This is a genomic window from Streptomyces sp. NPDC028722, from assembly GCF_040637655.1.
GTDB lineage: Bacteria > Actinomycetota > Actinomycetes > Streptomycetales > Streptomycetaceae > Streptomyces.
On sequence record NZ_JBEZWU010000007.1, the window covers coordinates 307,964 to 334,295 of the forward strand.

16 protein-coding genes are annotated in these 26,332 nt (G+C 73.6%); 12 read left to right on the plus strand and 4 right to left on the minus strand.

Annotated elements, in window-relative coordinates:
* The first annotated feature begins 28 nt into the window (after window positions 1-28).
* Together AB0F03_RS14715 and AB0F03_RS14720 are read left to right on the plus strand one after the other, a co-directional pair.
* The gene (locus AB0F03_RS14715; protein WP_361990729.1) at window positions 29-2,230 is read left to right on the plus strand and encodes a CDP-glycerol glycerophosphotransferase family protein; all 2,202 of its coding nucleotides are present in this window, start codon (window positions 29-31) and stop codon (window positions 2,228-2,230) included.
* Between the two features lie 6 nt (window positions 2,231-2,236).
* Window positions 2,237-4,444 carry a CDP-glycerol glycerophosphotransferase family protein gene (locus AB0F03_RS14720; RefSeq protein ID WP_361990732.1) on the plus strand — a complete coding sequence of 736 codons (2,208 nt, stop codon included), beginning with the start codon at window positions 2,237-2,239 and terminating at the stop codon, window positions 4,442-4,444.
* Window positions 4,445-4,505: 61 nt separating this feature from the next.
* Here the strand turns inward: AB0F03_RS14720 and AB0F03_RS14725 are convergent, their stop codons facing one another.
* On the minus strand, window positions 4,506-4,919 hold the full coding sequence (locus AB0F03_RS14725; RefSeq protein ID WP_356823923.1) for an organic hydroperoxide resistance protein: 414 nt from the start codon (window positions 4,917-4,919) through the stop codon (window positions 4,506-4,508).
* Between the two features lie 123 nt (window positions 4,920-5,042).
* On the opposite strand from AB0F03_RS14725, the gene AB0F03_RS14730 reads away from it, so the two are divergent.
* The gene (locus tag AB0F03_RS14730) at window positions 5,043-5,516 is read left to right on the plus strand and encodes a MarR family transcriptional regulator (RefSeq protein WP_361990735.1); all 474 of its coding nucleotides are present in this window, start codon (window positions 5,043-5,045) and stop codon (window positions 5,514-5,516) included.
* A gap of 273 nt (window positions 5,517-5,789) precedes the next feature.
* Here the strand turns inward: AB0F03_RS14730 and AB0F03_RS14735 are convergent, their stop codons facing one another.
* Window positions 5,790-7,634: a glycosyltransferase family 39 protein gene (locus tag AB0F03_RS14735; RefSeq protein WP_361990738.1), complete on the minus strand. Its 1,845-nt coding sequence runs from the start codon at window positions 7,632-7,634 to the stop codon at window positions 5,790-5,792.
* A gap of 232 nt (window positions 7,635-7,866) precedes the next feature.
* Here AB0F03_RS14735 and AB0F03_RS14740 point away from each other — a divergent pair, with 232 nt between their 5' ends.
* The 3 genes from AB0F03_RS14740 to galE are packed head-to-tail and all read left to right on the plus strand — an operon-like array spanning window position 7,867 to window position 11,818.
* Window positions 7,867-9,138, plus strand: a complete 1,272-nt coding sequence (locus AB0F03_RS14740) for a glycosyltransferase 87 family protein (RefSeq protein WP_361990741.1) — start codon at window positions 7,867-7,869, stop codon at window positions 9,136-9,138.
* A gap of 44 nt (window positions 9,139-9,182) precedes the next feature.
* Window positions 9,183-10,820, plus strand: a complete 1,638-nt coding sequence (locus AB0F03_RS14745; RefSeq protein WP_361990744.1) for a glycosyltransferase family 2 protein — start codon at window positions 9,183-9,185, stop codon at window positions 10,818-10,820.
* 17 nt (window positions 10,821-10,837) lie between these two features.
* On the plus strand, window positions 10,838-11,818 hold the full coding sequence (gene galE / locus AB0F03_RS14750; RefSeq protein ID WP_361990747.1) for a UDP-glucose 4-epimerase GalE: 981 nt from the start codon (window positions 10,838-10,840) through the stop codon (window positions 11,816-11,818).
* Window positions 11,819-11,860: 42 nt separating this feature from the next.
* Here the strand turns inward: galE and AB0F03_RS14755 are convergent, their stop codons facing one another.
* Window positions 11,861-12,496 (minus strand): TetR/AcrR family transcriptional regulator, encoded by a 636-nt coding sequence (locus AB0F03_RS14755; RefSeq protein ID WP_361990750.1) that lies wholly within the window; start codon window positions 12,494-12,496, stop codon window positions 11,861-11,863.
* 213 nt (window positions 12,497-12,709) lie between these two features.
* On the opposite strand from AB0F03_RS14755, the gene AB0F03_RS14760 reads away from it, so the two are divergent.
* The 6 genes from AB0F03_RS14760 to AB0F03_RS14785 all read left to right on the plus strand — a co-directional run bounded on the left by AB0F03_RS14760 (window position 12,710) and on the right by AB0F03_RS14785 (window position 21,152).
* Window positions 12,710-13,624, plus strand: coding sequence for an ABC transporter permease (locus tag AB0F03_RS14760; protein WP_361990753.1), 915 nt, complete (start codon window positions 12,710-12,712; stop codon window positions 13,622-13,624).
* Between the two features lie 25 nt (window positions 13,625-13,649).
* Window positions 13,650-14,501, plus strand: a complete 852-nt coding sequence (locus AB0F03_RS14765; RefSeq protein ID WP_361990859.1) for an ABC transporter ATP-binding protein — start codon at window positions 13,650-13,652, stop codon at window positions 14,499-14,501.
* Window positions 14,502-14,612: 111 nt separating this feature from the next.
* Entirely contained in the window at window positions 14,613-16,847 is a 2,235-nt protein-coding gene (locus AB0F03_RS14770) for a CDP-glycerol glycerophosphotransferase family protein (RefSeq protein ID WP_361990756.1), read from the plus strand.
* Window positions 16,844-18,508: a glycosyltransferase family 2 protein gene (locus tag AB0F03_RS14775; RefSeq protein WP_361990759.1), complete on the plus strand. Its 1,665-nt coding sequence runs from the start codon at window positions 16,844-16,846 to the stop codon at window positions 18,506-18,508. The genes AB0F03_RS14770 and AB0F03_RS14775 overlap by 4 nt, the downstream gene beginning before the upstream one ends.
* A 60-nt stretch (window positions 18,509-18,568) precedes the next feature.
* Window positions 18,569-19,795: a hypothetical protein gene (locus AB0F03_RS14780; RefSeq protein ID WP_361990761.1), complete on the plus strand. Its 1,227-nt coding sequence runs from the start codon at window positions 18,569-18,571 to the stop codon at window positions 19,793-19,795.
* Window positions 19,796-19,889: 94 nt separating this feature from the next.
* Complete coding sequence (locus AB0F03_RS14785; protein ID WP_361990764.1) at window positions 19,890-21,152, plus strand: hypothetical protein; 1,263 nt, start codon at window positions 19,890-19,892, stop codon at window positions 21,150-21,152.
* Between the two features lie 80 nt (window positions 21,153-21,232).
* Here the strand turns inward: AB0F03_RS14785 and AB0F03_RS14790 are convergent, their stop codons facing one another.
* Entirely contained in the window at window positions 21,233-26,176 is a 4,944-nt protein-coding gene (locus AB0F03_RS14790) for an NAD-glutamate dehydrogenase (RefSeq protein WP_361990767.1), read from the minus strand.
* Window positions 26,177-26,332 lie beyond the last annotated feature (156 nt).

A 26,332-nucleotide genomic window follows, 5' to 3' on the forward strand; every position in this document is an offset into this window, starting at 1 on the left:
GCGTCCGCACGACGACAGAAAGAACAGAATGCCCCGCTTCAGCATCATCGTCCCCTCCCACGGGGTCGCCGGCCGGCTGTCCCAGGCGCTGGACTCGGTCCTCGGCCAGTCCTTCGGCGACCTCCAGCTGATCCCCGTCTGCGACGGCCCCGGCGCCCCGGCCGCGACGGTGGCCGCCGGGTACGCCGGGCGGGACTCCCGGGTCACCCCGGTCCACTCGCCGCCGTCCGACGGCCTGGGCGGGGCGCGCAACGCCGGGATGCGGGCGGCGACCGGCACGTACCTGCTGTTCCTGGACGGCGACGACCTGCTGCTGCCGGGCGCGCTCGCGACGCTGGACGCCCGGCTGACCGAGACCGGCGAGGTGGACGTGCTCTACGCCGGGCACGAGCGCGTCCCCTGGTGGGAGGGCGAGCCCACCGACCCGGCCGCCCCCCTGCTCGCGAAGGCCCCGAAGGGCGTCTTCGCCCCCGCCGGGCTGCCGGAGCTGACCGGCGTGCAGCTGCCGGCGTGGAGCGCCGCCTACCGCCGCGACTTCCTCGCCGAGCGGGACCTCACCTTCCCCGACAGCCACTTCACCGACCTCGGCTGGGGCGGGCTGGTCACCGTCGCCGCCGAGCGGATCGCGGTGCTGCGCCAGGCCGTCGTCCGGCACCGGCTGCGCCGCCAGGGCAGCCGGCTCAACCTGCCCGGCCCGCATCAGCACGCCCTGCTGGACCAGGTGGAGCGGGTCCTGACGGTGGCGGCCGAGCGCGGCCTGCCCGCCGAACGCACCGGCCCGCTGTTCGACCAGCTGTTCGCGGTGGTGCTGAAGACGGCGTCCCGGCCGGAGCGGCTGCCCTCCGGGCACCGGGCGTTCTTCCGCCGCGCGGGCCGCCTGCACCGGCGGCACCGGCCGGCCGGCCACCGCACACCGGGCGGCAGCCTCGGCGTGCAGCACCGGCTGCTGGCGGCGGGGGCGTACAGCGCGTTCCGTGCCCTGCGCGGCGCCAACCAGGTGGCCGCCCGCTCCGCCGAGGCCCTGCCCCGCCCGCACCTGCTGCGCACCCGCCTGCGCTACGCCCGCGACCTGCGCCGCCCGCTCGATCCGGACCTCGTCGTGTACTGCGCCTACTGGGGCCGCGGCTACGCCTGCAACCCGGCCGCGATCCACGCCAAGGCCCGCGAACTCGCCCCGCACCTGCGTTCGGTGTTCCTGGTCGAGGCCGGCCAGGAGCACACGCTGCCCGAGGACGTGGAACACGCGGTGATCGGCTCCCGCCGCTACTGGGAGGTGCTGGCCCGCGCGACGTACCTGGTGAACAACGCCAACTTCGCCGAGGGCGTCGTCAAACGGCCGGGCAGCGTGCATCTCCAGACCCAGCACGGCACCCCGCTGAAGACGATGGGCGTGGACCAGTCGGCGTATCCGGTGGTGGCCGCGCAGTCCGGCAGTTTCGCGAAGCTGCTGGGCCGGGTCGACCGCTGGGACTTCAACCTGTCGTCCAACCGCCACTCGACCCGGATGTGGGAGCGCGCCTTCCCCGGCTCGTACGAGCACCTGGAGTACGGCTATCCGCGCAACGACGTCTACTGCACGGCGACCGCCGAGGACGTAACGCGGATCCGGCGGGACCTGGGCGTCCCGGAGGGCCGCACGGCCGTGCTGTACGCGCCGACCCACCGCGACCACCACAGCGCCTTCGCGCCCGGCCTGGACCTGGAGGCGTTCTGCGAGGCGGCCGGCGAGGACGTCGTCGTCCTGCTGCGCGCACACTACTTCTACGACCGGGGCCGTTCCCGGGGCTCGGAGCGGATCATCGACGTGACCGCGCACCGCTCCTCCGAGGACGTCTGCCTGGCCGCGGACGCGCTGATCACCGACTACTCGTCGATCATGTTCGACTACGCCAACCTCGACCGGCCGATCGTGGTGTACGCCGATGACTGGGACGTCTACCGAGAGACCCGGGGCGTCTACTTCGACCTGATGGCCGAGCCGCCCGGCGCGGTCGCCCGGACCCCCGACGAGCTGGCCGCCGTCTTCCGTGACGGGTCGTACGCGGGCCCGGAGGCCGGGGCGCTGCGGGCCGCGTTCCGGGAGCGGTTCTGCGAGTTCGACGACGGGCGGGCCGCCGAGCGGGTCGTCCGGCGGGTGCTGCTCGGCGAACCGCCCGAGGCCGTGCCGCCCGTGATCCCGCTGGCGGAACGCGTCCCCGCCCCCGCCGCCGCGACCCTCGTGAGGAGCTGACCCGCCGTGCCCCGCTTCAGTGTGATCGTGCCCTGCTACCGCGTGCAGGCCTTCCTGCCCGAGTGCCTGGACTCGGTGCTCCAGCAGTCCTTCGGGGACTTCGAGCTGATCGCCGTGGACGACTGCTCCCCGGACGGCTGCGGCGCGATCCTGGACGAGTACGCCGCGCGCGACCCGCGGGTGACGGTGCTGCACCTGCCGGAGAACGCCGGCCTCGGCCGCGCCCGCAACGCGGGCATCCCGCACGCCACCGGCGACTACCTGTTCTTCCTGGACAGCGACGACACCCTCACCCCCGGCGCGCTGGGGGCCATCGCCGACCGGCTCGCGGAGTCCGCCGACCCGGATGTGCTCGTCTTCGACTACGCGCGCACGTACTGGTGGGGCGGCACCCGCCGCAACGTCCTTTCGCACATCCTCACCGAGGCGGGGGCGGAGACCTTCACGGCGGCCGGGCGCCCGGAGATCCTGGACCTGCTGATGGTGGTGTGGAACAAGGTCTACCGGCGGGAGTTCGTCACCGAGAACGGCTTCGCGTTCCCGCCCGGCTACTACGAGGACACCCCCTGGACGTTCCCGGTCCTGCTCAGCGCCCGCCGGATCGCCGCGCTGGACCGGATCTGCCTGAACTACCGCCAGCGCCGGCAGGGCAACATCCTGTCCACCACCAGCCGCAAGCACTTCGACATCCACGACCAGTACGAGCGGGTCTTCGCCTTCGTCGGGCAGCACCCGGAGCTGGCCGGCTGGCGGCCGTACCTGCACCGCAAGATGGGCGAGCACTGCCTGGACATCCTCGCCAAACCCGACCGGCTGCCGCCCGCCGACAAGGCCGAGTTCTTCCGGCGCACGGCGGAGCTGTTCCGCCGGCACCGGCCGGAGGGTGCCCGGGTGGCCGGTGAGGTCGCCGTGCTGGAGGGCTCCTGGACCGGGTACCGGCTGCGGCGGCAGACGGCGCGGGCCGGCCGGGAGGCGGCGCGGCGGGCGGTCCAGGCGCGCCGGGCGGCCGGCGTCCGGGCCCGCGCGGGCTGGGCGTCCCTGCATTCCCGCCGGCCGCTCGACCCGCACCTCGTGGTCTACTCGGCGTCCTCGCACCAGGGCCTGCTCGGCGACCCGGCGGCCGTCTACGCCGCCGCCCGCGAGATCGCCCCGCAGCTGCGCGGGGTGTGGGTGGTGCGGGACGCGGAGACGGCGGCGCGGCTGCCGGCCGGTGTGGAGCACGTGATCGTCGGCTCCCGGCGCTATCTGGAGGTCACCGCGCGCGCCGCGTTCTTCGTCAACGACGTGAACTGGCCCGGCACCCTGGTCAAGCGGCCCGGCAGCGTGCACATCCACACCCACCAGAGCACCCCGCTGAAGTACCTGGGCGCCGACCTGCTGGACAAGCCGGGTGCCCGGCTCGGCTTCGACGTGCCGCAGATGCTGCGCCGGGCCGACCGCTGGGACTACAGCCTGGTCGCCAACCGGCACTCCGAACTGGTCTGGGAACGGGCCTTCCCCTGCCACTTCGCCTCGGTGCGCACCGGCAGCCCGCGCAACGACGTCCTGGTGAACGGCGGCACCGGCGACTTCCGGGAGCGGCACGGCATCCCGGCGGACCACACGGTCGTGCTGTACGCGCCGACCCGGCGGGACTACCGCCGCAGCGGGCACGTGGACCGCATCGACCTGGCCCGGTTCGCGGCCGACCTCGGGGAGGGGCACACGCTCGTCGTCCGGCTGCACCCGTCCCTGGCGAACGGTCCGGCGCGGGGTCTGGGCCTCACCGAGCTGGACCGGCGCGGCATCGTGGTCGACGCGACCGGTGAACTCCGGGTGGCCGACGTGCTGCTCGCCGCGGACGTGCTGGTCACCGACTACTCGGGCGTGATGTTCGACTACGCCAACCTCGACCGGCCGATCGTGGTGCACGCCGACGACCGGCCCGCGTACACCGCGAGCCGGGGCACCTATCTCGACATCACCGCCGAGCCGCCGGGCCACGTCTCGTCCTCCTACCGCGAGCTGGCCGGGCTGTTCTCATCGGGCGCGTGGCGGGACGAGGAGTCGGCGCGGCTGCGGGCGGGTTTCCGGGCCCGGTTCTGCGAGTTCGACGACGGGCGGGCCGCCGAACGGGTCGTACGGACCCTGCTGCTGGGCGAGTCGATGCCGGACGCGGAGTCCGCGCGGATCCCGGGACAGGCGGCGGCCCCGGACGCGCTGACGTCTGCCTGACCGGCGCGCGCGGAGGGGGCCGGTCCCGGCCGGGACCGGCCCCCTGCGCGGGGCGGCGTGCCTACTCGATGACGAGGTCGACGTCGATGTTGCCGCGGGTGGCGTTGGAGTACGGGCAGACCTGGTGGGCGCTCTCGACCAGCTTGCGGCCGGTCGCCTCGTCCACGGTGCCGGGCAGCTCGACGCGCAGGGTGACCTTCAGGCCGAAGCCCTCGCCCTGCTTGCCTATGCCGACCTCGGCGGTCACCGAGGCGTCGCTGACGTCGACCTTGGCCTGGCGGCCGACGAGCCCGAGGGCACTGCCGAAGCAGGCGGCGTACCCGGCGGCGAAGAGCTGCTCCGGGTTGGTGCCCTGGCCGTTGCCGCCCAGCTCCGCCGGCATGGCGAGGGCGAGGTCGATCCTGCCGTCGGACGAGACGGCGCGGCCCTCGCGGCCGTGGGTTGCGGTGGCGACAGCGGTGTAGAGCGCGTCCATGGAAGACCATCCCTCTCGATGTGGGGTGCGTTGCCGGATCCGCCGGGGATCGCGACGACGCCAAGTAGAGCACACAATTAAGTTGCGCACAACCAAATGGCCCGCAAGAGCTATCCTGGATCCATGACCACCACGCCCGACGCCGACTGGCTCCGCCTCGACCGCCAGATCTGCTTCTCGCTGCACGCCGCGTCCCGCGCCTTCAACGGCGTCTACCGCGTGATCCTCAAGGACCTCGGGCTCACCTACCCGCAGTACCTCGTGCTCCTCGTGCTCTGGGAGCAGGACGACCTGCCGGTCAAGGCGCTCGGCGAGCAGTTGCGTCTCGACTCGGGCACGCTGTCCCCGCTGGTCAAACGGCTGGAGGGAGCGGGCCTGGTCCGGCGCGAGCGCAGCGCGGAGGACGAGCGTTCGGTACGGGTCCGGCTCACCGGCGAGGGCGCGGCCCTGCGCGAGCGGGCCCTGGAGGTGCCGCGCCGGATCATGACGGCGACCGGCTTCGACCTGGCGGAGATCGCCGGTCTGCGCGCCCGCCTGGACCAGCTCACCACCGCCCTGGACACGGCGGCCCGGGCGGAGTCCCGGGGCGCCCTCTGACCACAGCCCCTGAGGCCGCGCGGGGCGCAGTCGCGGGGCGCGCACGGAGCGGGGTCGCGGGGCGCGCACGGAGCGGGGTTCCGGGGTGCACGCCGGCAGGGACCCGGGGCGCGCGTCGGCCGAGGCGCCGGGGTGCACGCCAGCGCGGGTGGCGGGGCGCGCGCCAGCCAGGGTCCCAGGGCCCGCGCCAGCCCAGGCGCCGTAGTGCACGCCAGCAGGGGTGCCGGGACGCACGCCAGCCGGGGTCCCGGGACGCACGCCGGCCAGGCTCCCTCAGGGCGCACCGAGCGGAGCCCCGGCGTCCGCGCCAGCCGAGGTGCCGGGGCGCACGCCAGCCGGGGTCCCGGGGCGCACGCCGAGCACAGTCCCGGGACGCACGCCGGCCGGGCCCCCTGGGGGCGCGCCGAGCGAAGTCCCGGAGCGCGCACCGAGCGGAGCCCCGGCGTCCGCGCCAGCCCAGCCGCCGGAGTGCACGCCGACCGGGGTCCCAGGGCCCGCGCCAGCCCCGGCGCCGGAGTGCACGCCGGCCGGGGTGCCCGGGCGCACGCCGGCCGAAATTCCGGGAGACGCGTCGGCCGGAATCCCGGGCACCGCACCGGCCGCAGCCCCAGGGCCCGCACCGGCCCGGCTCCCAGAACCCGGGCCGGTCGGGCGGACGTAGAGCCGCACGGTCAGCAGGCCCCGGACGGACTCCCGGTCCCCGGCGAACTCCTGCCACAGGACGGTCAGTTTGGTCCGCTCCGTGGGGTCGCGCGGAATCCAGCGGCCGGCGAGCAGCCGCCGGTCCGCCACCACCCACACCCGGTCCAGCCCCGCCAGCCTGCGGCGCAGCTCACCGGGCCCGGCCTCCCGCCCGTACAGGGTGCCCGACCCGGCCGCCCCCGCCACGAGTGCCAGGTCGCGCGTCCCCCGGAACGCCCGTGGATAGGTGAGCGCCGCGTTCCGCGTCTGCGCCGGCAGGAACAGCACCGGCTCACCGGGACCCACCTCTCGCGCGGCCACCCGGGAGACCGCGGCGAGGTCGTCGGGCCGGCGGGCGGGATCACGGTCCTGCTGGAGGAGGGGGAACTGGTGGAGCAGGGAGAGGGCGACGGCCAGGACGCCGGTGAGGGCGAGCAGCCGGGGCCGCGCGGCCGGGACCCCGGGCAGGGCACGCGGCCCTCGCCGGCCCCGCCGCGGGCGTTCCAGCGCCCCCGCCAGCCGCTCGGCCCCCGCGGCCACCACCAGCGGCGCCCCCGAGAGCGCGTACAGCACGTACCGGTCGACGTACAGCGGTGAGACCTGCGAGGCCAGCATCAGCAGGGCCGGCGGCACCACCGCCACCGGCAACCCCACGCCCGCACAGGTCAGTTCGCCCCGCCGCCCCGCCAGCCCGGCCAGCCCGAGCAGGGCCAGCCCGAGGCACACCCAGTACACCTCGTCGCCCGGCCCGAGGAATCCGCGCAGCAGCCCTCCCGCCGTTTCCGCCGTGGGCGACCGCAGCCACGCCACCTGCGCCGCCTGCCCCCGCGACACCACCACCATCGGCAGCAGCGCGAGGCCCGCCGCACCGGCCGCGACCCCGAACCGCCGCCACGTCCGCGCTCCGGCCCGGGCGAGCGCCAGCGACACCGCGTGCGCGAACGGCAGCAGGACCGCGAACTCGTGCAGCCAGCAGGTGAGTCCGAGGACGACGCCGTACGGCCACCACGAACCGCCCTGCACGGCCCGGGCGAACAGCAGTGTCGCGCAGGTGGCGCCGGCCGCGACGAGCGCGTAGGAGCGGCCCTCCTGCGCGTAGTGGCCGGCCATCGGGGCGACCGCGTAGAGCAGGCCGGCCCACAGGCCGACCCGCGGCCGGGCCAGCCGGCAGCCGAGCGCGGCCACCAGGCCCGCCGTGACGGCCGCCGCGCACACCGACGGCAGCCGCAGGACGACCTCGCCGGGGTGCACGGCGAGGACGGCGTGCACGAACAGGTAGTAGAGGCCGTGCACCGCGTCGACGCCATGCAGCAGCCGCCAGATCTGCGGTACCGTGCGGCGCCCGACCTGGAAGCTGACGGCCTCGTCGCGCCACATGCCGCCCCGGTCGAGCCCCCACAGCCCGAGCGCCGCCATCACCAGCGCGGGCACGCCCACCGCGGCAGCGCGGCCCAGCCGCTCCCGGGAACACCCGGGCACCCCGCGTCGCGCGTGGCCCGTCGCACCGGCCGGCGCGGCGCCGGCCGCTCCAGCCGCCCGACGCGACTGCGGTTGCACAGGAAGCCCGACGTTCACCATGGCCCGATCTTTTGCGATTAGCCAACCTTTGTAGGTCATTGACGGCGTATCGGCATGGATACCCCATCCGCTCGGCTTACGCTCCCATGTGATGAACCGTCTCCGTGTCACCCCCGGCCCGGTCCTCGTCCTCACCGTCCTGTGGCTCGCCACCCGTGCCCTCATGCTGTGGCTGCTCACGCACAGCACCTCCCCACTGCTGGGCGGGGGCTCGGTGGCCAGGGAGGTGTGGCGGCTGTACCACCACTGGTACGGCGTCCTCGCGCACGGCTCCTTCCCCGTGCACGACACGCTGTGGCAGTACCCGCCCGGCGCGGGCGCGGTGCTCCTGGCACCGGGCCTGCTGCCCGGGCTGACGTACTTCCAGGCGTTCGTGCTGCTGACGCTGGCCGTGGACGCGGTGACCGCGGCGGCGCTGGTCCGCGCGGGCACCCGGCCCGGGCGCAGCCTGCTCGGCGCTGCCGTGTGGACCGGCGGGCTGCCGCTGCTGCTGCACCTGCCGCTCGCCCGGTACGACGCCGAGGTCACCGCCCTGGCCGTGCTGTCCCTGCTGGCGTCGGCGCGCTCCCCGCGCGCGGGAGGGGTGTTCGGGGCCCTGGGCGCCCTGGTGAAGGTGTGGCCGGCGCTGGTGCTGCTGGGCACGCCCCGCGGGCGGCCCACGCGTACGGCGTGGACGTGGGCGGCGGCGACCGGGGCCGTGTGCTTCGGGCTGCTCGCGGCCTTCCTCGCCCATCCGCTGTCCTTCCTGCGGGAACAGAGCGGCCGGGGCGTGCAGATCGAGTCGCTCGGCGGCACGGCGCTGAACCTGGCCCGGCACGCCGGCTGGCCGGGCCGCACCCGCTACCAGTACGGCGCCATCGAACTCACCGGCCCGCACGTGCACGCCGTCGCCACGGCCTCGCTCGCGCTCACCGCGCTCGCGTTCGCACTGCTGCTGCTGTGGCGGCTGCGGGCGCGGCACTGGAGCGAGGCCACGCCGTACGACGCGGCGCTGAGCGCGGTGCTGCTGTTCACGGTCACCAGCCGGGTCATCAGCCCCCAGTACATGATCTGGCTGATCGGGCTCGCCGCCGTGTGCCTGACCTCGCGCCGCACCGGCCAGCGCCCGGTGGCGGTGCTGATCCTCGCGGCGTCCGCGCTGAGCACCGTCGTGTTCCCCATGTACTACCGCGAGGTGATCGACGGCACCTGGGCCGGCTGTCTGCTGATGCTGGCCCGCAACGGGCTGCTGGCCGCCGCCGCCGTGCTGTCCTTCGTGCGGCTGTGGCGGGACGCGCGGCCACCGGCCGGGGAGCCCGCGGCGCCGGTGGAGCCCCGGCCCGGTTCCGACCGCATCCCCGCCCGGGCGTTCAGCGCCCCGTAACGGGATAATGGGGTGCATTCCCGCACGTCCGGCCCGTGGACCCCATGCCCCCAGAACCGCGAGACCCGCACCCGGCACCTCAGGCCGCCGTCGTCGTCATCGGCTACGACGACCGCGCCCATGTGGCCGACGCCGTGCGCTCGGCCCTGGCCCAGGGGCCCGCGGTCGCCGAGGTCATCGCCGTGGACGACGGCTCCACCGACGGCAGCGCCGGACTGCTCGCCCGGCTGGCCGGCCGGGAGCCGCGGCTGCGGGTGGTGCGCCGGGAGGTGAACAGCGGCGGCTGCGGCAGCCCGCGCAACGCCGGGATCGACGCGGTGACGGCGCCGTACGTGATGTTCCTGGACAGCGACGACGTGCTGCCGCCCGGTGCGGTGGAGGCGCTGCTCGCGGCGGCCACCGGGGCGCACGCAGAGGTCGCGAGCGGGTTGTGCGTGCGCCGGGAACAGCCGTCGGGACGCGAACAGCCGTGGCAGGCGTTCCTCTACCCGGCGCACCGCGTCCTCGACCGCCCCGACCGGCTCCCCCGGCTGGTCCACGACACCCTGTGCGTCAACAAGCTGTACCGCACCGGCTTCCTGCGCGACCACGGCATCCGCTTCCCCGAGGGCCGCTTCCGCTACGAGGACTTCGTCTTCACCGCGCGCGTCCTGGCCGCGAGCCCGCGCGTCGTGCTCGTACCGGACCGGGTGTACGTGTGGCAGGTGCGCCGGTCGGCCGGGCGGCTGTCGCTCTCGCTGGACCGGGAGCGCGTCGAGAACTGGGCGGCGCGCGTCGAGGCCTGCGCGCTGGCGTACGACATCCTGCTGGGCGCCGGGCAGAAGGAACTGGCCCGGGCGGCGCGTGCCAAGTTCCTCGACCACGACCTGCGCATGTACGCGCGCGAGCTGGGCCTGCGCGACGCGGACCACCGGCGCGCGTGGTGGACGCTCACCCGGCAGTACCTGGCGCGCTACGACGACGCCGACCGGGAGCCGGACGCCGTCGCCCCCGGCCGGCTGCTCGCGCGGGTCCTGCTGGCGTCCCCCGAGCCCCGCGACCTGCCCCGTCTGAGGGAACTCGCCGCCCGCCCGGCGCGCCTGCTCCCGCCCTACGCCCGCACCGCCGACGGCGTCCCGGTCTGGTCCCCCGACCTCCCCCAGGTATCCCTGGGCCCGCTCCTGACCCGCCCCGTCCCCGTGCTCCCCCTCGCGGTGGACGCGGAGCTGCGCCCGCGCGCGCGTGCCTCGCCGCTGCGTCTGCGGCTGCACGAGCTGTACGGCAGGGTGGCCGCGGCGGCCCCGGTCGAGGTGGACGTGGCCTGGCACGGGCGCGAGGACGGCCGCGCGCGCGGGCGCACGAGGGCCGCGCTCACGCCCTCCGGGCCCGCCGTCTGGTCGGCAGAGGTGCCCGTGGACCTGGCCGGACTCGGCTCCGGCGTCTGGGACCTGCGCCTGACCCTCCGTTTCGCGGACGGCGGGCGGCGGACGGTCACGGCGCACGCCCGGACGGGCGCCGGCCGACTGCGCCGACGCGCCCTGCCGAGCGCCGCACACGGCGTACTCCTGGCGCACCCGTACGCCACGCACTCCGGCGCACTGGCAGTGCGCGTGGCGAGCGGTGCGCGCGGCGTACTCGCCGTGGCCCGCGGCCGGCTCCGCCGCCGCCTGCTTCACTGGGACCCGGGCCAACCGACGAGCTGACGAGGGGACGGCCGCACATGACCTGGCTGATCACCGGCGGTGCCGGATACATCGGGGCGCACGTCGTCCGGGCGATGACCGAGGCGGGCGAGGGGGCGGTCGTCTACGACGACCTGTCCACGGGGCTCGCCGAGCGGGTGCCGGACGAGGTGCCGCTGGTGCGCGGCTCCACCCTGGACGGGGAACTGCTGGCCCGCACGCTCGCCGCGCACGGGGTCACGGGGGTCGTCCATCTGGCGGCGAAGAAGCAGGTGGGCGAGTCGGTGGACCGGCCGCTGGAGTACTACCGGGAGAACGTCGAGGGCCTGCGCGTCCTCCTGGCGGCGGTGACGGCGGCGGAGATCCCCTCCTTCCTCTTCTCCTCCTCGGCGGCCGTCTACGGCATGCCCGACGTCGACCTGGTCACGGAGGAGACCCCCTGCCGCCCCCTCTCCCCCTACGGCGAGACCAAACTGGCCGGCGAATGGCTGGTGCGCGCCACGGGCCGGGCGACCGGCCTCGCCACCGCCTCGCTGCGCTACTTCAACGTGGCGGGCGCGGCCACGCCCGAACTGGCCGACACGAGCGTGTCCAACCTGGTCCCGATGGTCTTCGAGCGGCTCACCGAGGGCGCGCGGCCCCGTATCTTCGGCGACGACTACCCGACCCCCGACGGCACCTGCGTCCGCGACTACATCCACGTGGCCGACCTGGCCGAGGCCCACGTGACCGTCGCCCGCGCCCTCGCCTCCGCGCCAGGCACCGGCCTGACGCTCAACATCGGCCGCGGCGAGGGGGTCTCCGTCCGGGAGATGATCGACCGCGTCAACGCGGTCACGGGCTACGACCGCCCCCCGACCGTCACCGCCCGCCGCCCCGGCGACCCCGCCCGCGTGGTCGCCTCCGCCGCCCGCATCGCCACGGAACTGGGCTGGCAGGCCAAGTACGACGTCCAGGACATGATCACCTCCGCGTGGGAGGGCTGGGTCCGCAGCCATCCGGAGGCGGCGCGCTCGTAGGGAACGCGGCCCCCGGCCGGGCGCGCCGGCCGGGGCACGGACTCACAGCGCCCTGAGCGCCGCCGCTGTGGCCCGTGCCAGCTTCGCCAGATAGCCCTTGGGGGGCTTCGGGGAGCGGATGACGACCGAGCGCCAGTACAGGGGGCCGGAGATCAGGTCGAGGGCGAGGTCGGGATCGACGTCGGCGCGGAGTTCGCCGCGTTGCGCCGCCGCCGCGACGATCCTGCTGGCCACGCCCTCCTGGCCGTCCCGCAGCGCCTTCTGGAACGCCTCGGCGAGGTCGGGGTTGCGGGCGGCCTCGGCCTGGAGGTCGGGGATGACCTGCGAGGCGACCGGGTGCCGCAGGGCGCGGGAGGTGACCTCGTACAGCAGGTGCAGGTCGCCCTCCAGGGAGCCGGTGTCGGGGACCGGGAAGCCCGTCACCGCCATGGCCGAGACGACGTCCAGGACCAGGTGGAGCTTGGAACGCCAGCGCCGGTACACCGCCGTCTTGCCCACGCCCGCCCGCCGCGCGATGCCCTCGATGGACATGCGCGCGTACCCGGCCGCCGCCAGTTCCTCGAAGACGGCCGCGCGGATGGCCTCGGTCACGTCCTCGCGGAGGACGGCGGCCCCGGCGGGGGCCCGGCGGCGCGGACGCGCCGGCGGCTCGTCGGCGGGCACGGCGTTCGTCGTCATGCCGCACAGCATAGGCCGTAGCGACGAAACGGTTGCGTTCCGACGTGGATTGGGCCTACGCTCGCGTTGCGACGATACGGTCCCGTCCCGACGTAAAGAACGTAAAGAGAAACGCGGGGAAACGCCGGACGACGGGACACGGACACGGACGCGGCGACCCCGGCGGCAGCCGGACGCAGCAGCCCCCTCCCCCCCCGAGCGAAAGCAGCGGATGTGAGCCAGGTCCTCCACACACCGCCCCCCACCCGGGCCCGGACCGACGACGACCTCGCGGCCCTGGCCGCCCGGCACGGCCTGTCGGTCAGCGGCGCCCGCCCCACCCTGCCGGAGTACGTCCGCCAGCTGTGGGCGCGGCGCCACTTCATCGGCGCGTTCGCCACCGCCAAGCTCACCGCGCAGTACAGCCAGGCGAAGCTCGGCCAGGTGTGGCAGGTCATGAACCCGCTGCTGAACGCGGCGGTCTACTACTTCATCTTCGGTGTCCTGCTGAACACCAAGCAGCACGTGCCCGACTACGTGCCCTTCCTGGTCACGGGCGTGTTCATCTGGACCTTCACACAGAGTTCGATCATGGCGGGCACCCGGGCGATCTCCGGCAACCTGGGCCTGGTCCGCGCCCTGCACTTCCCGCGCGCCGCGCTGCCGATCTCCTTCGCGCTCCAGCAGCTCCAGCAGCTGCTGTTCTCCATGGCCGCGCTGGTCGTCATCCTGCTCTGCTTCGGCGTACCGGTCTCCGTCTCCTGGCTGCTGGCGATCCCGGCGCTCGTGCTCCAGTTCACGTTCAACGCCGGCGTGTCGATGATCGTGGCCCGGATGGGTGCCAAGACGCCGGACATCGCCCAGCTGATGCCCTTCCTGCTGCGCACGTGGATGTACGTGTCCGGCGTGATGTGGAGCATCGACAAGATCACCAAGCATGACCACCTGCCGCACGTCGTGACCGTCCTGCTCCAGATCAACCCGGCCGCCGTCTACATCGACCTGATGCGGTTCGCCCTGATCGACAGTTTCCACGCCAGGTCCCTGCCCCCGCACGTGTGGGCGGCGGCCACCGGCTGGGCCCTGCTCGCCGGCATCGGCGGTTTCATCTACTTCTGGAAGGCTGAGGAGACGTACGGCCGTGGCTGAGCAGACCCCCGGGACGACCGGGACCATCGAGACCGCCGGGACGACCGGGACCGGCGGGGCGGCCGGGAAGGTTCCCACCGTCGTCGCCGACCGCGTCGACATCGTCTACCGGGTCAACGGCACCGGCGCGGGGCGCGGCTCCGCCACCGCCGCCCTCAACCGCATTCTGCGCCGCCGGCAGACCGAGCAGGCGGCCGGTGTGCGCCGGGTGCACGCGGTGCGCAAGGTGTCGTTCGTCGCGTACAAGGGCGAGGCGATCGGGCTCATCGGCACCAACGGTTCGGGCAAGTCCACCTTGCTCAAGGCGGTCGCCGGGCTGCTGCCGGTGGAGAACGGCCAGATCTTCACCGACGGCCAGCCCTCCCTGCTCGGCGTCAACGCGGCCCTGATGAACGACCTCACCGGCGAGCGCAACGTCCACCTCGGCGGCCTCGCGATGGGCATGTCCCGGGAGCAGGTCAAGGAGCGCTACCAGGACATCGTCGACTTCTCCGGGATCAACGAGAAGGGCGATTTCATCACCCTGCCGATGCGCACGTACTCCTCCGGCATGGCCGCCCGGCTGCGGTTCTCCATCGCCGCCGCCAAGGACCACGACGTCCTGCTGATCGACGAGGCGCTGGCCACCGGTGACCGCTCCTTCCAGAAGCGTTCCGAGCAGCGGATCCGCGAGCTGCGGCAGCACGCGGGCACGGTGTTCCTGGTCAGCCACAACAACAAGTCGATCCGTGACACCTGCGAACGGGTCCTGTGGCTGGAGCGCGGCGAGCTGCGCATGGACGGGCCGACGGAGGAGGTCATGAAGGAGTACGAGGCCTTCACCGGCGAGAAGAAGCCGGCCGCCAAACCGGCTGCCAAACCGGCTGCCAAGAGCTGACCGGCCCCGGACGGGCTCCTACACCGGGCACACTCATCCCTTTTATCTGTTTAATGACAGTATGTTATGGAGGGTGTGCCCGGAGACATCGAGCCGAAGGAGTCCACCGCGATGCCCCAGTTGAGCGTGATCGTCTACGGGCCGAACACCCAGGGGCATCTGACCGAACTCCTCGACTCGCTGGAGGCCCACCCGCTCACCGACGCCGAGGTGATCGTCGTCGCGGTCGGCGCGTGGGCGCGGGAGACGGCCGAGCACCACGCCCCGGACACGGTCACCGTCGCCCTGCCGGAGGGCACCGGTGACGCGGCGGCGCGGGCGGCCGGCGCCGCCCGCGCGTCCGGCCGCTGGCTGCACTTCGTGCACGCCAAGGACGGCCTGCCCGCCGGCGCGCCCCGCCTGATCGCCGAACGGACCGCCGAGCTGGACGCCACCGGTGCCGTCCCCGGTGCTCCCGGTGACCCGGACACCCCCGTCGACGTGCTGCTCTTCGACCACGTCACCACGACCTGGCAGACCGCCGCCACCCCCTCCCGGGACGGCCGCCACCTCGCCGCCGTCGGCCGCGCCCCCCTGCTCCTGGCCGGAGCCCCCCATCTGCTGCGCCTCACCCCGCTGCTCGGCGACCGCGCGCTGCGCGCCGCGTTCTGGCGGGCGCACGAGGAGCGGCTCACCACCGACGACGAGCCGCGCGCCGCCCACGCGGCCCTGCTGTGCGCCGGCCGCGTCGCCTGCCTGAACCAGGCGGCGTACGAGAACCGGGTGCTGCGCCCCGAGAGCCTGCCGCCGCACGCCCCCGAGGACCGGCTCGCGCTCGTCGACCGCTACGAGTCGCTGCTCCCGCTCACCGGGGAGCGCCGCGCCGTCCGCACGGTGCTGTACGACCTGATGGTGCGTGACCTGCTGCGCACCTTCGCCCGCGAGGACCTGCCCGACCCCGTGGCCCGCGAGTTCTTCCGGCGCGCCTCCCTGGCGGCGCTCCGCTGGCGCCCCGAGGGCCGTCAGCGGCCGGCGGGCCTGGAGGGCGTCCGGCATGCGCTGCTGGAGGAGGGCGCGTACCACCGGTACCGGGCGTTCCAGGCCGCCAACCGCACCCGCCGCGCGGCCCGCAAGGCGGTACGGACGCACAAGCGGCGGCTGGGCGCGAAGGTCCGCGACCACCAGTACCGCCGCGCCCTGAGCCGCCCGCTGCGCCCCGACCTCGCCGTGTTCGCCGCGTACTGGGACCGCGGGGTCGCCTGCAACCCGGCCGCGATCGCCGCGAAACTCGCCGAACTCGCCCCGCACATCCACCCCGTGTGGGTGGTGACCGGCCGGAACGCGGCCCTGCTGCCGCCCGGCACCGACCACGTCGTCCCCGGCACCCGCCGCTACTGGGAGACCCTGGCCACCGCCACGTATCTGACGAACAACGTCAACTTCCCCAACGCGGTCGTCAAACACCCCGGCCAGATCCACCTCCAGACCCACCACGGCACCCCGCTCAAGCGCATGGGCCTGGACCAGATGGACCATCCGGCCGCCGCGAAGGGCCTGGACTTCGCCGCCCTGCTGGCCCGGATCGACAGGTGGGACTACAGCGTCAGCGCCAACAGCCACTCCACCCGCATGTGGGAGCGCGCCTACCCGGCCCGCTACACGTCCCTGGACCACGGCTATCCGCGCAACGACGTCTACTACGCGGCCACGGCGGCCGACGTCCGCGCGGCCCGCGCCCGCCTCGGCATCGCGCCCGGCACCACGGCCGTCCTGTACGCCCCCACCCACCGCGACTACGAGGCCGGTTTCACCCCCCGCCTGGATCTCGCCGCCCTCGCCGACCGCCTCGGCGACGACACGGTCCTCCTCGTGCGCGCCCACTACTTCTACGGCGGCGCGGCCTCCCCGCTGACCGGCCTGCGCCGCTCCGGCCGGATCATCGACGTCTCCTCCTACGACCCCGTCGAGGAACTGTGCCTGGCCGCCGACGTGCTGGTCACGGACTACTCCTCGATCATGTTCGACTACGCCAACCTGGACCGCCCGATCGTGATCCACGCCGACGACTGGGAGACGTACCGGACCACCCGGGGCGTCTACTTCGACCTGATGGCCGAACACCCCGGCCAGGTCGCCCGCACCCAGGAGGAACTGGCCGAGATCTTCGCCTCCGGTGCCTGGCGCGACGAGAGCGCGGCGAAGGCGCGGGCGGCGTTCCGGCGCCGGTTCTGCGAGTACGACGACGGACGCGCCGCCGAGCGGGTCGTACGGCGGGTGTTCCTGGGCGAACCGGAGGAGTCGCTGCCGCCGGTGCTCCCGCTCGAGGACCGCACCCCCGCCCCGACCCCCGAGGAGGCCACGGCATGACCCGCCCCGACGTCACGGTCACGGTCATCGTCTACAACGACGCCGCCCGCCTCCCCCGCGCGGTCGAGTCGGTGCGCGCGCAGACCCACCCCGGCATCGAGATCGTCATCAGCGACGACCACTCCGAGGACGACACCCCGGCCGTGGCCCGTCAGCTGGCGGCCCGCGACCACCGCATCCGCTACCTCCGCCTGCCCCGCAACAGCGGCGGGTGCAGCGCCCCGCGCAACCGGGCCGTGGACATCGCCCGGGCGCCGTACCTGATGTTCCTGGACAGCGACGACGAACTCCCGCCGCGGTCGGTCGAGTCGCTGCTCGCGGCCCACCGCGAACGGGACGTCGACTTCACCATGGGCGCGGTCCGCCGGATCCGGGTGGACACCGGCCAGGAGTCGACGTGGATGCCGCACCTGGTCGCCGAGCGCCGCACGGTGGAGGGCATCGCGGCGGACCCGCGGCTGTTCTTCGAACACCTGTCGACCGGCAAGATGTACGCCCGCTCCTTCCTGGACCGCCACCGGCTCCGCTTCCCCGAGGGCATCCACTACGAGGACCAGCTGTTCTCGGCGCAGGCGTACTGCCTGGCGACGGCGTTCACGATCATCCCCGACCCGGTGTACGTCTGGTACATCGAGCCGTTCGCCGACGCGGCCTCCGCCTCCATCTCCAACCAGCGGCACCGCATCGCCAACGTCCGCGACCGGGTCCACGTCCAGCACCTCATCGACGACTTCCTGGTGAGCAGCGGGCACGCCGGGCTGCGGGCGGACAAGGACTACAAGTTCCTCAAGCACGACTTCCGGATGTACGCCGGCGACCTGCCGTACCGCGACGAGGAGTGGCTGACGTCCTTCGCCGGCCTCGTGAACCCCTACCTGGACACGCTGGCCCCCGAGGCGTACGCCCGGCTGCCCCGCGCCGAGCGGGTGGTGCTGGAGCTGCTGCGCGACGGCCGGCTGCCCGAGGTCCGGCTGGCGGCGCGCGGACTGGGGCACGGAGTGGCGCCGAGGCGGGTCACCGCCGACGCGGCGGGCGGCCCGTACTGGGGCGACACCGTCCCCGCCACCGACCGTGCCCGCCGTGAACTGGACCTGTCCGAGCTGGAGCTGGACACCCGGCCCTTCCCCACGGCCCAGTTCCGCCACGAGATCACGGCACTGGCCCCCGGCCCCGGGGCGTCCCTGGCCCTCACCGTGCGCACCTACGACCCCGGACTGCGCCTCCCGGTCGGCCCGCAGCGCGCCTGCCTGGTGCTCTCCCCCAGCGGGCACCGCCTCACGGTCCCCTTCCGGCTGGACCCGGTCCGGCCCGGCGTGTTCGAAGGCACCGTCCGCCTCGACCTGGCCGCCGCCCGGCTGCCCCTCCCCGGCTTCGAGGGCGTACGGCACCCGCTGGTCCGCCTGGACCAGCAGGGCCTGTCCCACACCGGGCTGCTGCTGGCTCCGCTGGACTTCCCCGCGCACCGGATCCGCGTGCCCTACCGCTCCGGCGTCACCCCGCACGAGATCGTCCTCGAACCGGAGGGCCGCGACCCCGGCCGTCTCCAGCTGTGCTGGCGCCCGGTGGGGGTGACGGCGCGGGTGATCGGGCCGGTGGTGCGGCACGTGGCCCGGCCGCGGGTCCGCAGCGCCGCCCGGCTGGTGGCGAGCCTGCTGAGGTGAGTCGGGTGCAGGGCGCCGTTCCGCCGAGCCGTACCCGCACCGCATCCCCGTGGAGTCACCGTGGCCCAACTGGTCCCTCCGTCGGCCGTCGCCTCCGGCCGGCCGCCCGGCGCGCCCGGCAGCCTGCGGGCCCGGCTGCGCGAGGCGGTGCGCCGGCAGCCCGTGCACGTCGCGTTCGTCCCGCGCGAGACCTACCGTGCCGTCGCCCTCCAGCTGACGCTGTCCCTCCTCGGATTCGCCGTGCTGCTGGTGCTGAACCGGCATCTCGGCCACGGCGTGACGGGTGTATTCAGCCGCTGGGACGCGGCCCACTACCTGTCCGTGGCCGCGCACGGCTACCCCGACCGGCTCCCCTTCCGGGCCGACGGGGTGCCCGGCTACAGCACGCTCGCCTTCTTCCCCCTGCTCCCCGGGCTGATCCGCGCCGTGCACGCGGTGACCGGGCTGACGTTCGCCCACGCCGGTGTGCTGGTCTCCTGGGTGGCCGGAGCGGTCGCGGCGAGCGGGGCGCACACCCTGGCGCGGGCCGTCGTCGGCCACCGCGCCGCCCTCGTCTGCGTGGGACTGTGGGCGTGCTCGCCGTACGCGTTCGTGCTCTGGATCCCGTACTCCGAGGCCGTGTTCACCGCCGTGCTGATGTGGGCGCTCGTGGCCCTGCTCGCCCGCAGGTGGGTGACGGCGGGGCTCCTGTGCGCGCTGGCCGGGACGGTCCGTCCCACCGCGTCGGTACTGGTCGCGGTCACCGCCCTGACGGGGCTGGCGGCGCTGGCCGGCCGCCGTGACGGCCTGCGGCCCCTGACCGCGACGGTGCTGGCGCCGCTCGGCCTGGTCGGCAGCTGGCTGTACCTCGGCAGCCGGATCGGCTCGGTCGCGGGCTGGTTCGAGGCGCAGCAGGCCTGGGGCCAGTCCTTCGACCTCGGCCGGGGCACCCTCCACTTCCTGCGCCACGCGGCCGGGCACCACTCCTCCGACATGCGGTACGTGGCCGTGCTGACGGCGATCGCCGCCGTCGCCGTCGGGACCGTCGCCCTGGCGCTGGACCGGCGGGTGCCCTGGCCTCTGGTGCTGCTCGTGGCGGGCGCCTGGCTGCTGATGGTCGGCGTGAACGGCGCGCCGTTCTCCAAGCCCCGCTTCATGCTGCCGTTCCTGCCCGTCCTGCTGCTGTCGCCGGCGCCCGCCCTGGCCCGGGCCCGGCGGGAGGTGCGCTGGATGGTGTACGGGAGCGGCACGGTGTTCGCCGGCTGGTACGGGGCCGGGCTGCTCGCGCTGTTCCGGCCCGCCCCCTGACGTCCGGTACGCCGACAACATCCCGCTATACGCTGGATCGTCACGCTCGGCCCTGCCGATTCCTGTTCCCGCACCGACCGGACTGGAGGGACCCTTGGACGGCGGAACGGCTCACCTCGCCCGCCTGCGGGCGCTGCCCCTGCTCGCCGCCGTGGTCTTCCTCGTCCTGCACGTCTTCGCCTATCCGGCGACCCGGTTCTCCAACGACTCCTACCGCTACGCCCGCGAGGCCTACCGGTTCCTCGGCGACTCCCCCCGGCAGGCGAGGCAGAAGGCCGTCGCCGCCTACTGCGCGGACACCGCCCGGCTCGTGCACCGCAACCGGCTGCTGGACCAGCGAAAGTTCCGCGGGCCGGGACGGGAGGCGGCGTACCGGCACACCTGCGAGACGAAGTACCGCGACGGCCTCACCCCCACCAGCCCGAAGTACGAGCGGATCTTCCGCACCCGGCCCGGCTACCCGCTGATGGCCGCCCCGTTCGTGGCACTGCTCGGCACCAAGGCGGGCCTGACCGCGGTGGCGCTCGCCTTCACCACGGCCGCCGGATGGCTCGTGTACCTGCTGCTGCGCGCGCTGCGCTCCCCGCCGCCGGCCGCCGTCCTCGGCCAGGTCCTGTACTACGTCACGCCGCTCGCGCGGTGGGGCGGGCGCCCCCTGTCCGAAGGGCCGGTGATCGCCATGATGACGGCCCTGCTGCTCGCCGCGGTCTGGCTGCTGCGCGGCCGGGTCACACGGGGCGCGGTGCTCTTCGCCTGCGCCTTCGCCCTGGGGTCCGCCGTCAAGTACTCCAGCTTCCTGATCGTGGGGCCGTTCCTGGCGGCGGCCGCTTGCACGGTGCTGGTCCTGGTCCGGCGCGCACGGCATCGCGGCACCTGGGTGCTGGCCGGGCTCTCGACGGCCGGCACCGTGGCCCTGCTCGTCGTCAGCAGGGCGTTCGGGCTGCCCGGCATGACCGACTCGTTGCAGGACATGTTCACCCTGCACTGGACCTATCCCGAGGTCGCCGGCCCGTGGCGGTCCCTGCTCCGGCTGAACGTCTCCTACTGGTGGCAGTGGCTCCAGCAGGAGGCCCTCGCCCCGCTGCTGCTCACCCTCGTCGCGGCCGGCGCGTGGGGGCTGTGGAAACGCTCGGTGCCGGTGGCCCTGTGCGTCCTCGCGACCGGCCTGACCGGATTCGCGACCATGGCCGCGCATCCGCTGGCCGTGGAACAGGACCGGCTCTACGTCCAGGTCTGGCTCATCCCAGTGATCGGCCTGCCCCTCGCCCTGGAACGGCTGTGGCGGCGAGGAGGCACGGCACCCACCGCCCCCGGCGGCGACCGGACCACCGGGGAACCGGCCGGCTGCGCCACCTGACCCCTGCGTCCCGGGCCCGGCGGGAAAGGTGAGGGCGCCCCGGGCCGTCACCGGCCCGGGGCGCCCTCACCGCCGTACGGCTACGAGTGCGTCCGCAGCAGCGTCCGCATCGTGCGCATCGCCACCGACAGGTTGGCGAGGTCGAAGGAGTCCGAGCCGCGGATCTCCTCCAGGGTGGTGCGGGCACGGCCCAGGATCGCGGTGTTCTTCTGCTCCCACGCCGTGAACCGCTGCTCCGGCGTCGAGGTGCCGTCGCCCGCCGCGAGGACGTCCGCGGTGAGCGCCGCGTGGGCCGCGTACAGGTCCTCGCGGATGGAGGCGCGGGCCATGGACTGCCAGCGGTCGGCGCGGGGCAGCTCGATGATGCGGTCCATCAGCTGCGTGATGCCGAGCCGGTCGGCGAGGTCGTAGTAGATCTCGGCGACGTCCAGCGGCTCCTTGCCCATGCGGTCGGCCACCGAGACGATGTCCAGCGCCGGGAAGGCGGAGGAGAAGCCGGCCACCCGGGTGGCGAGCTCGTCCGGGACACCGGCCTCGGACAGCTCGTCGTACACGTGCTGGTACCACTCCAGGTCCGCGCCGCGCAGCAGCTTCGGCAGCTCCTGCCAGACCCGCTCGACCCGCTCGGCGAAGAACTCCACCGTCTCGGCGAGCTGGAGCGGCTGCGGCCGGTTGTTGAGCAGCCAGCGGGTGCCGCGCTCGATCAGGCGCCGCGAGTGCAGCCGGATGCGGGTCTGGACGCCGGCCTCGACCCGGTTGTCCAGGGCCTCCACCTCGTCCCACACCGCCGCCGAGCTGAAGATCCTGCGGGCCACGGTCTGGGCGCGCACGATCTCCTCGAGCGAGGCGCCGGTCTCCTCGCGCAGACGGTGCAGATACGTCGTACCGCCCGTGTTGACCGTGTCGTTGACCAGCACGGTCGTGGTGATCTCGCGGCGCAGCGGGTGGTTGTCGATCGCGTCGGCGAAGCGCTCGCGCAGGGCCGTCGGGAAGTACGCGTGCAGCAGCGCGCGCAGGTACGGGTCGTCCGGCAGCGAGGTGTGCAGCAGTTCATCGGCGACCGTGATCTTCGTGTACGCCAGCACCACGGCCGTCTCCGGGCCGGTCAGGCCCTGGCCCTGGCCGAGACGCTCGCGGATCTGGCGGTCGGTGGGCAGGAACTCCAGCGCCCGGTCCAGGTGGCCCTCGCGCACCAGGTGGCGGATGAACCGCTGCTGGGCGTGGAGCATGTCCTTGGCCTGGGACAGGGCGTTGGCGAGGGCGGTGTTCTGCGCGTAGTTGTTGCGCAGCACCAGGACACCGACCTCGTCGGTCATCTCGGCGAGCAGCTTGTTGCGCTGCTTGACGGTCATGTCGCCGTCCGTGACCAGGCTGTTCAGCAGAATCTTGATGTTCACCTCGTGGTCGGAGGTGTCCACGCCGGCGCTGTTGTCGATCGCGTCGGTGTTGATCCGGCCGCCGTGCAGGGCGAACTCGATGCGGCCGAGCTGGGTCAGGCCCAGGTTGCCGCCCTCGCCGACGACCTTGACGCGCAGGTCGGCGCCGTCGACGCGGATGGCGTCGTTGGCCTTGTCGCCGACATCGGCGTTGGACTCCGCCGACGACTTCACGTACGTGCCGATGCCGCCGTTCCACAGCAGGTCCACCGGCGCCCGAAGGATCGTCTTCATCAGGTCGGCCGGGGTCATCTTGGAGATCTTCTCCTCGATGCCCAGTGCCTGCCGGATGTGGCTGTTGAGCGTGATCGACTTGGCGCTGCGCGGGAAGATCCCGCCGCCCGCCGACAGCAGCTTGGTGTCGTAGTCGGCCCAGCTGGAGCGGGTCAGCTCGAACAGGCGGCGGCGCTCGGCGTAGGAGACGGCCGCGTCCGGGGTGGGGTCGATGAAGATGTGCCGGTGGTCGAAGGCGGCGACCAGGCGGATGTGCTCGCTCAGCAGCATGCCGTTGCCGAACACGTCACCGGACATGTCACCGATGCCGACGACCGTGAAGTCCTCGGACTGCGTGTCCACGCCCAGCTCGCGGAAGTGCCGCTTCACGGACTCCCAGGCGCCGCGCGCGGTGATGCCCATGCCCTTGTGGTCGTACCCGGCCGAGCCGCCGGAGGCGAAGGCGTCACCGAGCCAGAAGTTGTACGTCTCGGCGACCTGGTTGGCGATGTCCGAGAACGTCGCGGTGCCCTTGTCGGCCGCGACCACCAGATAGGTGTCGTCCCCGTCGTGCCGGACCACGTCCTGCGGCGGCACGACCTCACCGGCGACCATGTTGTCGGTGATGTCGAGCAGCGCCGAGATGAACGTCTTGTAGCTGGCGATGCCCTCGGCGAGCCACGCGTCCCGGTCCTCGGCCGGGTCGGGCAGCTGCTTGGCGACGAAGCCGCCCTTGGCGCCCACCGGCACGATGACGGTGTTCTTCACCATCTGCGCCTTGACCAGGCCGAGGATCTCCGTCCGGAAGTCCTCCCGCCGGTCGGACCAGCGCAGACCACCGCGCGCGACCTTGCCGAACCGCAGGTGCACGCCCTCCACACGCGGCGAGTACACCCAGATCTCGTACGCCGGGCGGGGCGCGGGCAGGTCCGGGATGGCCTGCGGGTCGAACTTCATGGACACGTACGCGTGCGGCTCGCCGCCGAGCGCCTCCTGGAAGAAGTTCGTGCGCAGGGTCGCCTTGATGACGGTCAGGAACGACCGCAGGATGCGGTCCTCGTCCAGGCTGGCCACCTGCTCCAGGGCCGCGTCCAGCTCCTCCAGCAGGGCGTCGGTGATCTCCAGGCCCGCCTGCTGCCGCTCCGGCGACATTCGCGCCTCGAACAGGGAGACGAGCAGCCGGGTGGTGTGGACGTTGTTGCGGAGGGTGTCCTCCATGTAGTCCTGCGAGAAGGTCGCACCGGCCTGCCGCAGGTACTTGGCGTAGGCGCGCAGCACCATCGCCTGGCGCCAGGTGAGCCCGGCGCTCAGCACGAGGGCGTTGAAGCCGTCGTTCTCGGCCTTGCCGGTCCAGGTCGCGGCGAACGCGTCCTGGAACCGCTCACGGGCGTCGCCGCCCAGGTAGTCGCCGGCGGAGCCGCCGAGCGACTTGGGCATGCGCAGACCGAAGTCGTAGATCCAGGCCGTGGTGCGGTCGGCGCAGCGCAGCTCGTACGGCCGCTCGTCCGTGACCTCGACGCCCAGGCGGCTGAGCACGGGCAGCACCTGGGACAGGGAGACCGAACCGCCCTTCTGGTAGATCTTGAAGCGGCGTTCCTCGGGAGCCGCGCCCACCGGCTCGTACAGGCTCAGCGAGAAGATCTTGTCCTCGCCCAGCTGCTCCAGGTGCACCAGGTCGGCGACCGCCGCACGCGGCGGGTGGTCGGCCTTGTACCCCTCGGGGAAGGCGTTGTTGTAGCGGCGCAGCACCTCGGCCGCGCTCTCCTCGCCGCACTCGGCGGTCAGCGCCTCCGCGAACGCGTCGGCCCAGGAACGGGCCGCCGCGACCAGACGGGCCTCGATGCGCTCCTTGTCGGCGTCCGACAGCTCGGACAGCTCGGTGCCCTGCGGTACCCGGACCACGAAGTGCAGCCGGGACAGGATCGACTCGGTGTTCCAGGCGGTGAAGTCGACGCTGATGCCGCCCAGCTCCTCCTTCAGGATGTCGATGATCCTGAGGCGGACGCCGGTGGTGTAGCGGTCGCGCGGGAGGTAGACGAGGGCCGAGTAGTAGCGGCCGTACTCGTCCTGGCGCAGGTACAGCCGCAGCCGGCGGCGCTCCTGGAGGTAGAGCACGCTGGTCACGATGGCCTGGAGTTCGGCGACCGGCGTCTGGAACAGCTCGTCGCGCGGGTAGGTCTCCAGGATCTGGAGCAGGTCGCGGCCGTCGTGGCTGTGCGGCGAGAACCCGGCGCGCGCCAGCACCTCCTCGACCTTGCGGCGGATCACCGGGACGCGGCGCACGGACTCGGTGTAGGCGGCGGAGGAGAACAGGCCGAGGAAGCGGCGCTCGCCGACGACGTTGCCGTCCGCGTCGAACTTCTTGACGCCGATGTAGTCCAGGTACGACGGCCGGTGCACCGTGGCCCGGCTGTTGGCCTTGGTCAGCACCAGCAGCTTGTGCTCGCGGGCCTTGGCCCGGGCGTCGGCCGGGAGCCGCTCGAAGGAGGGGCTGACCGGGTGCCGGTCCTCCTCGGCGTGGTGCGGGTCGGAACGCAGTATTCCCAGACCGGTGCCGGGCACGGCGGCGAGCGTGTCGTCGTCGCGCAGCTGGTACTCGCGGTAGCCGAGGAAGGTGAAGTGGTCGTCGGCCAGCCAGCGCAGCAGCTCGCGGGCCTCCTCGATCTCGGGCTTCGCCAGGTCGGCGGGGGCGGGCTCGCCCACCAGGCCGTCGGCGATGCGGACCGCGGTGTCCCGCATCTTCTCCCAGTCCTCGACGGCCTCACGGACGTCGGACAGGACGCGCAGCAGATCGGCGGTGATCTGCTTGAGGTCGGCGCGGTCGGTCTCCCGGTCGATCTCGACGTGGATCCAGGACTCGACGTGCGCGTCGTGCGGGAGGTCGCCGACGGGCGGGCCGGCCAGCACCTCGATCAGCTTGCCGGTCACGTCCCGGCGGACCACGAACTGCGGGTGGATGACGACGTGGATGCCGCGTCCCTGCCGGGTCAGCTCGTTGGTGACCGAGTCGACGAGGAAGGGCATGTCGTCGGTGACGACCTCGACGACGGTGTGGCTACAGGTCCACCCGTTCTCCTCCACGGACGGGGTGTGCACCCGGACGTTCGCGGTGCCCTGCGGGCGGGTCTCGGCGAGACGGTGGTGCGAGACCGCGGCGCCGAAGACGTCGACCGGGTCGCGGTCGGCGAGGTCTTCCGGCGCGGTGTGCAGGTAGTAGCGCTGGAGGAACGTGAGCAGGGATTCGCCGTCCGGGGTGCCGGAGCCGCCCTCGCTCGTCGTCCCGGTCGGTAGGTGCCCCCCGACCGGGCTGTTCTCAGCTACCCGGGCGGCCCGTTCGAGCAGCTCGGCCTTGGCTTCGTCCAGCTTGGTCTGCATTGTCCTCTGGCTCCTGTCGCGCGCCGTTGCGTGACGTAGAAGGAAGTACGGTCTCTTTCCTCCCGGCTCGACGCCACGGCCCGGGGTCTCCGGTCCGTTCCGACGCTATGCCGCGAAGTGAGATTCGTGGGGGGTATTCGGCCATTTCCGGCACGC

What these genes read in the sequence shown, in the direction of transcription:
- AB0F03_RS14725 (WP_356823923.1), bottom strand. Translation starts at nt 4,919, where the DNA reads ATGGACGCGCTCTACACCGCTGTCGCCACCGCAACCCACGGCCGCGAG.
- AB0F03_RS14740 (WP_361990741.1), top strand. Translation starts at nt 7,867, where the DNA reads ATGAACCGTCTCCGTGTCACCCCCGGCCCGGTCCTCGTCCTCACCGTC.
- AB0F03_RS14730 (WP_361990735.1), top strand. Translation starts at nt 5,043, where the DNA reads ATGACCACCACGCCCGACGCCGACTGGCTCCGCCTCGACCGCCAGATC.
- AB0F03_RS14745 (WP_361990744.1), top strand. Translation starts at nt 9,183, where the DNA reads ATGCCCCCAGAACCGCGAGACCCGCACCCGGCACCTCAGGCCGCCGTC.
- AB0F03_RS14775 (WP_361990759.1), top strand. Translation starts at nt 16,844, where the DNA reads ATGACCCGCCCCGACGTCACGGTCACGGTCATCGTCTACAACGACGCC.
- AB0F03_RS14770 (WP_361990756.1), top strand. Translation starts at nt 14,613, where the DNA reads ATGCCCCAGTTGAGCGTGATCGTCTACGGGCCGAACACCCAGGGGCAT.
- AB0F03_RS14755 (WP_361990750.1), bottom strand. Translation starts at nt 12,496, where the DNA reads ATGACGACGAACGCCGTGCCCGCCGACGAGCCGCCGGCGCGTCCGCGC.
- AB0F03_RS14715 (WP_361990729.1), top strand. Translation starts at nt 29, where the DNA reads ATGCCCCGCTTCAGCATCATCGTCCCCTCCCACGGGGTCGCCGGCCGG.
- AB0F03_RS14790 (WP_361990767.1), bottom strand. Translation starts at nt 26,176, where the DNA reads ATGCAGACCAAGCTGGACGAAGCCAAGGCCGAGCTGCTCGAACGGGCC.
- galE (WP_361990747.1), top strand. Translation starts at nt 10,838, where the DNA reads ATGACCTGGCTGATCACCGGCGGTGCCGGATACATCGGGGCGCACGTC.